The sequence below is a fragment of the Roseibium sp. genome (assembly GCF_025698965.1).
Classification (GTDB): domain Bacteria; phylum Pseudomonadota; class Alphaproteobacteria; order Rhizobiales; family Stappiaceae; genus Roseibium.
Map to the genome: position 1 here is coordinate 1 of NZ_JAILWL010000466.1, position 5,114 is coordinate 5,114.

The window sequence follows — 5,114 nt, forward strand, 5'->3', positions numbered from 1 at the left end:
GGCTCAAAGACTTATTGAACTTCGAGGGCAAACGCCGCGCGACGATTTCGCACGAACCATCGGATTAATACCCGGAACTTATGCAAACTATGAACGCGGTGATGCTGAACCAAATGGTTCCGTGCTCTTGGAATTAGTCAGAGTTCACGGCTTAAACTTGCACTGGCTGTTCACAGGACAAGGAAGCATGTTAATCGGCGGAGACGCCGCCGCAGGTGATGTCTCAGTAGCTCACATACGGAAGATTATTTACAACATCGCCTATTCCGTCGCAGGTCAGGGCCTGCGACGTGTAAAGCAGAAAGCCTTCGCAGAGAACTTCCTTGAGTTGTTCGACTATCTCATGACGCTTGACGACTATGACGAGAAGTCTGCCTCTCGCGTGGTAGAATTTGGCGCTGAGAGAATGAAGAGAGCATCCGGTCAAGACGACACGTAAGCTCGTCATAGGATGGGCTGGTATATCCAATTTCCGGAATTTGCTTCCCGGCGATGGTCCGGTCACGGTGTACAACCGCATGCCAGCCAAGGGCGCTGTAAAACCGCCTGTGCGGGTTCTCCTTAAAAGCCCAGATGCAAGCGGGCCATTGCCCCATTTGCATCATGCGTTCCGCGAGACCTTTCATCATGGCAGGCCCGCTCATTCCTCCCCTGTATTCCGGCAAGACATAGCCAGCATGCATCTCACCAGGTGCTGAAATGTCGCAATCTGTGTTTGGCTTGGATAGAGCGAAGCCAACTACGGTTTCATCGTGCGTCAAAACCAAAAGTGTTTCGCCATCGGGCTGATCGCTAAACCATCGTTCCCATTGAGACTTTCGGTAGTCCTTCGACCGTGCCTGGTGCACCTCATCCGGCATGAAGGAATACACTTCTCGCCAACACATACTATGTATCTCAGAAATTGTATTAGCGTCGCCACATTTCCCATTGCGAATGTTCATTGACATCTGTCATCATCCTAGGTTGTAGTAAATACCCACAACCATCAGAAGCTATTCGGCAATGATTGACCAGAATTTTCAGGCAGCTATTTCCCGATTAAATAGGCCACAACAGGGCTGGAAAAAGTTAGTTTCATTGTTCGTTGTTTTCGGGTTGTTTGGTTTCGCACTATCAGAAACGTTGCATTACACCGGTCTCAGAAACAATCAGCTCGACGTTAGCGATGAGATGCTTGGAAAACTGGCCGCATTTGCCGCCTGTAGTTCCGGTCAGTCGCCAACAGTTGAATGGGATCGCGCTCTAGGAAGCGTTTCATTACTTGATCAACTGCTCGGCCAGTCGCGCATGCAGATGCTCAATTATTTCCTATCGGTCATTGACACCCAGAAGTGCGCCGGACCTCAGACCGCGAGCGCCTAAGACGATAAACGGATAAAGATCCGATCGACGCCATCCAATAATCGAATCCGTCTTGCTGAACAGAGACGATGAGCTGCCTTCAAGCCCTTTGTTGATTAGGGGCAAGCTGAGGACGTTGTCGGGAATTTCTGCGGCAGGCGGAAACGAAGCTATCAACGAACCGTCTTCACGCAGCAAAGCAGAAACGCAATCTGCGCACCTTCCCTCTTCATGAATAAGAAAGTGCGGTGCCACGATCGCGGCAACTACGTTGTCTCCTACTTGCTTCGCCACCGGCAGAAACGGGACGCCTGATGTCCGCCCGATTGTAGTTGTTCCAATAAACAGGCCGGGAGATTGTTGCGCCCGCTGCACATATTCGCGGTCACTCAAATTGATATCCGCAGGAGGATGCTGGTAGCTGTCTATCGTCAGGGTTCCTGAAGGATCTATCAGAATGATGGCACGAACACCGGGCAGTCGTTCCGCGATCTCGCGAAATTCCTCATGAACAACACGCTTGTTGCTCGTCATCTTTATTGTGTATCCAGCAGTGTCGAGAGCGTGGTCGATTGCCAGAAATATCCTTTCGGCAGACAACCTGTTCAAAGCAATAGTGGTTCTCACCTGCTTCAGAATTTCCTGTGACAACGCGGGCTGTGAAAACGATAAAATGAAACTCAGTAGAAAAATTGAAACAACTGCTGCTGCACGCGCCACCCGCTTACCTCACTGATTCCGTGTAGGCACCTTCCCCAATGCATGCGCTATCACAGGTTGCGTGAAAGAAGCGTGATATAGAAAAGTTGTTGCTACGCCTTTTCTGGCGATGAGCAAACTCACATTGTCAAGGGCGTTCCAAATCCGTAAGCCGTTACCATCGTAGAGCAATCGGTCGATTCCTTGTCAGAGTGATTTGCATCCCGAAACCGCCAATGAATTCTTAGTCTCATTTCCAGTTCCGTATCCGCCGCATGCGGATCCTCCAGATAGAATGCCATTTTCCAAACAAGGGCTTTACATTGCTCGCCAATAGGAGTGCCTACAACGGCGATGGTCGCCTTCACTCTGCGCCCTCCGCTGCCGCGTTCTACCTGCAACGGCACGTACTTGGAGCTTCCGGAAGCTTTATAGGCAATATTTGCAAAGGAAACGTTCGCCGGCTCGACAATTTCGACGCCATCAACTGTAATAGAACGCCGATTGTAGTTCCAAAAACGGAAAAGTTCTTTAGTTCTGTCCTGGGTCGCTGTTCCATTATGATTAAAGACTGGATCGAGTTCGCCGGTGATAGCTTTTGTTTGTCTTTCGAGAATTCTGTTGCTTGTCTGTGCAGTTACCACGCTACGCCAGATAAGAAACAAAGTTACCACGGCGGCAGCCCCTGCAAACCAGCCTCCCCAGGCCCCTACCCAACCGCGCCAGCACTCGCTGATTTCACCCCGTCCACCCAAGTTGGAACAGGCATTGTCCAGCATCATCCACGCAACAATCGAAAAAAGCGAAATAAAGGCTCCAACGGCGAACCAAATAGCATTCTTATTCATGCTCAAAGACATAGCATGCAACAACTGAACGAGGGAAACTTTCCAGGACCTTCCTCAATAAAGACACTTGGGGCTGTGGATCTGAATTCACTGGGGCCGTTCTCTAAAACCGGCATTTAGTCAATGAGTTCACGGGCGACGCTTTGAGTCCTCACTATAGCCTTTCAAGTTGCTACCTCAGTTTGCCGTTAAGCCAACCGTACTTCCCACGACACCGCAGATTTCCGCCATTTTTCACAAGGTAGCAACTCACCCCGAAAAATCCGGATTAGTTGCTACCTCAGTTTTGCCCAGCATTTGATTTCATTAGGTAATTTCATTTGGCACCAAAACCGCAACCGGCAATCCGCCGGTATAGTGCCAAACGAAGTTACGCGCCGGATTTGGCCTGGTTTCACAACAATCGGCAGAAAACCGCCAAAAATCACCTAATCCCACTTAATCCCGGATATGCCCTTAGTGCCAACCGTTCTTGCGCGTTACACTTTGAAGCGATAGACGCTTAGGATGAATTCCAGGCAGCGGGCAGTAACGCACCGTTTTCGATCGTGTGTTGCCTACTTCACTGAGATGCATGTGCACTTGGCCCGACTGAAAATCTCTTGGGAAACACTGCCGAAGGTTGAGCCGTCCGAGTGCGTAACGCCTCGGGCTCCCATGACGATTGTTCCGGCCTCAATTTTCTGCTGCATTTTGACGATCTCGTCGGCAGGATTTCCGCTCAGGATGGGTATCGTTTCAAGCTCGACACCCTGGTTTCTGGCCTTTTCAGCAAAGTGATCAACGATAATCTGTCCGACCTTGCGGAGTATCTTGTCCGGAGCCGGGCCCAGGTTGGCCGAGATTGCCTTGGTCAGGATTTGGTGTAGTGGCTTATCGAATTGGCTGGATATTTCCAATGCCATCAGATCGCTGGCATCCTTACCCCTAAGCAAAACGTGGCAAATATAAAGGCGTCCCTGATACTTGCCGGCCAGATCCGAAGCGATCCTAAGTGCTTTCATTGAGTGGATAGACCCATCTACGGGTATCAGTATTTTGTGCATGTCATGTCCAGCAACCTTAGGATTGTTGAATAACAATATAGATAATCAGTTTGGATATGAAGGTTGCTCAAAGAAATAAGTATCATGAGACCCAGAAAAGCATGGAAGGCCTTTAATACAGATTAGCTGACCTACAGTTTTCTACGGCTTACCTAAATACGGCACATTACTGCTGTGTTGATTCAGTGGCCCTTTTGACGCGTCATATGAACAAACAGCTGACGATGATGAGCCAAACTCACTCGCTTACACCATCCGTTCAAATCGTCATACAGGACCGGACGGGAAACATCTTGAAAGTTGCGGTCTCCCTTCGTGGCAGGCAATTGATGCCGCCAAGGCAATGGGTTTTCTCGCGATTTAATCCCCACCTGCAATCCGGTCTGCGGTTTCAGTTTCCTTTTCACTTCATCTATGCTCGGCTGAAACATCTGCAGATGCCCTGTGAGGAGGCTGGTCATGGGAGTGAATTCGGGTGCGGGAAAGACTTCAGCTGCACTGTTCCTTGGTGCTGCGGTCGGCGCGCTGGCGTTGACGTCAACCGCATTTGCACAATCCGCGCTGCTTGTGACGACTGGAGCCGACACAGGCGACGGGTCCCTGCGCGCAGCTATTGAGATCGCGTCGGACCAACCGGTTTCCGTTCCGATTTTTGTCGTGACCAGGTCAGACATAGAAATCTCATCCACCCTCACCTACTCGGGCCGTGCGCCGCTGGTCCTGATTGGTAACGGGCAAACGGTGAGGACACACGAAAACACCACCCTGCTCGCGCTGTCCGAAGGTGCCGACCTTTCGGTGTCCCTGATGAATTTCAAGGGCCCAGGCGGCTTCAATATCGAAAACAGAGGCGACGGCGACGGTTCGGGCGGCAAGGGTATCTTCATTGATGTTCGAGAAGACCAGACCGGTGTTGTCAATCTGACCCTGGATGGCGTTTCGGTATCCGACATCGCCTATCACGGCATTCACATTTCTGATTGTGACCTTGCCGACGATTGCGGTGCTGGAAGTGGTGGTGGTGGAAACGGTGCTCCGGCTTCCATCGCGGTCCATCTCTCGGATGTTGAGATATACCGCGCGGGAATCGGGGCGTTTGATGCCGACGGGATCCGGATTGATGAACGCGGTGAAGGGAGTATCCATTTTGCCGCCTATCGCTCGCTGTTCCACAACG

6 protein-coding genes and 1 pseudogene are annotated in these 5,114 nt (G+C 50.9%); 3 read left to right on the forward strand and 4 right to left on the reverse strand.

Features of this window, described 5'->3' with window-relative positions; translation table 11 throughout:
• A partial coding sequence (locus K5905_RS27140) for a helix-turn-helix transcriptional regulator (protein WP_297590135.1) occupies nt 1-439 on the forward strand: 439 nt, incomplete at its 5' end.
• On the opposite strand, the gene K5905_RS31655 is transcribed toward K5905_RS27140, so the two are convergent.
• Nucleotides 342-950 carry an N-acetyltransferase family protein gene (locus K5905_RS31655; RefSeq protein ID WP_367187030.1) on the reverse strand — a complete coding sequence of 203 codons (609 nt, stop codon included), beginning with the start codon at nt 948-950 and terminating at the stop codon, nt 342-344. The genes K5905_RS27140 and K5905_RS31655 overlap by 98 nt on opposite strands.
• A 55-nt stretch (nt 951-1,005) precedes the next feature.
• Here K5905_RS31655 and K5905_RS27145 point away from each other — a divergent pair, with 55 nt between their 5' ends.
• Nucleotides 1,006-1,365 carry a hypothetical protein gene (locus K5905_RS27145; protein ID WP_297590137.1) on the forward strand — a complete coding sequence of 120 codons (360 nt, stop codon included), beginning with the start codon at nt 1,006-1,008 and terminating at the stop codon, nt 1,363-1,365.
• Here K5905_RS27145 and K5905_RS27150 read toward each other — a convergent pair.
• The 3 genes from K5905_RS27150 to K5905_RS27160 form a co-directional block, all read right to left on the reverse strand.
• Nucleotides 1,312-1,971 carry a hypothetical protein gene (locus K5905_RS27150; protein ID WP_297590138.1) on the reverse strand — a complete coding sequence of 220 codons (660 nt, stop codon included), beginning with the start codon at nt 1,969-1,971 and terminating at the stop codon, nt 1,312-1,314. The genes K5905_RS27145 and K5905_RS27150 overlap by 54 nt on opposite strands.
• 212 nt (nt 1,972-2,183) lie before the next feature.
• Nucleotides 2,184-2,891 carry a hypothetical protein gene (locus tag K5905_RS27155; RefSeq protein WP_297590140.1) on the reverse strand — a complete coding sequence of 236 codons (708 nt, stop codon included), beginning with the start codon at nt 2,889-2,891 and terminating at the stop codon, nt 2,184-2,186.
• A 557-nt stretch (nt 2,892-3,448) separates the two neighbouring features.
• Nucleotides 3,449-3,937 carry a universal stress protein gene (locus tag K5905_RS27160; protein WP_297590142.1) on the reverse strand — a complete coding sequence of 163 codons (489 nt, stop codon included), beginning with the start codon at nt 3,935-3,937 and terminating at the stop codon, nt 3,449-3,451.
• A 459-nt stretch (nt 3,938-4,396) separates the two neighbouring features.
• Between K5905_RS27160 and K5905_RS27165 the strand changes: the two are divergent.
• A pseudogene (locus K5905_RS27165) lies at nt 4,397-5,114 on the forward strand (hypothetical protein); the annotation flags it as partial.

Coding starts and splice junctions, on each gene's coding strand:
- K5905_RS31655 (WP_367187030.1), bottom strand. CDS start 950: ATGTCAATGAACATTCGCAATGGGAAATGTGGCGACGCTAATACAATT.
- K5905_RS27145 (WP_297590137.1), top strand. CDS start 1,006: ATGATTGACCAGAATTTTCAGGCAGCTATTTCCCGATTAAATAGGCCA.
- K5905_RS27155 (WP_297590140.1), bottom strand. CDS start 2,891: ATGAATAAGAATGCTATTTGGTTCGCCGTTGGAGCCTTTATTTCGCTT.
- K5905_RS27160 (WP_297590142.1), bottom strand. CDS start 3,937: ATGCACAAAATACTGATACCCGTAGATGGGTCTATCCACTCAATGAAA.